This is a genomic window from Streptomyces sp. cmx-18-6, assembly GCF_046548915.1.
Classification (GTDB): domain Bacteria; phylum Actinomycetota; class Actinomycetes; order Streptomycetales; family Streptomycetaceae; genus Streptomyces.
Map to the genome: position 1 here is coordinate 1 of NZ_JAEBEP010000059.1, position 540 is coordinate 540.

A 540-nucleotide genomic window follows, 5' to 3' on the forward strand; every position below is an offset into this window, starting at 1 on the left:
GTCCTGCGGCGCACCACCACTGCCAACCGCGCCTTCCACACCCCCGCCGACCTGATCACCGCGATCAGGCACGGCCTCCGCCAACTCCAGTACCGGCACGACGTCCTCGACGGCTGCCTGACCGGCACCGGTCTCCTCGATTCAATGTGACGACATCACGCATTCAAGGTCAGTAACTGACCGGATCACCGAAGCGCAGCGCGAGGGCTGGTTCGGCGAAGTCGAAGGCCTGGAGATCAGCCTGGCTGGCGCTACGGAAATGCTGACTCAGCTCGATTGAACATGTCGGCGGAGGTCTGCCTCAGTCCATGAAGAGAGGAGCGTAGGGCTCACCCTCAGGCGTGAAAATGAGGGTGACGTCCTTTCCAACTTCGACGGCCGCCTCCCGCAAGCGCGCCAGTACCTCTGCCTCATGGGGAAGCTGGAGTTCAAGGGCTGCGGCCGCATGGTCTCGGCGGGCAACAAGGTCTGGCATGTCGGCCAGATAGTCGGCTGCGAGCTCCCGACTTTCCTCTGGTGTGAACATTTGGCAGTCACGCC

Annotated in this window: 2 pseudogenes; one reads left to right on the top strand and one right to left on the bottom strand. The window is 63.0% G+C overall.

What is annotated here, in order from left to right:
• Positions 1–150, top strand: a pseudogene (locus ACLJPL_RS34135) (DDE endonuclease); the annotation flags it as partial.
• A gap of 151 nt (positions 151–301) precedes the next feature.
• On the opposite strand, the pseudogene ACLJPL_RS34140 reads toward ACLJPL_RS34135, so the two are convergent.
• Positions 302–540 (bottom strand): annotated as a pseudogene (locus ACLJPL_RS34140) (hypothetical protein); the annotation flags it as partial.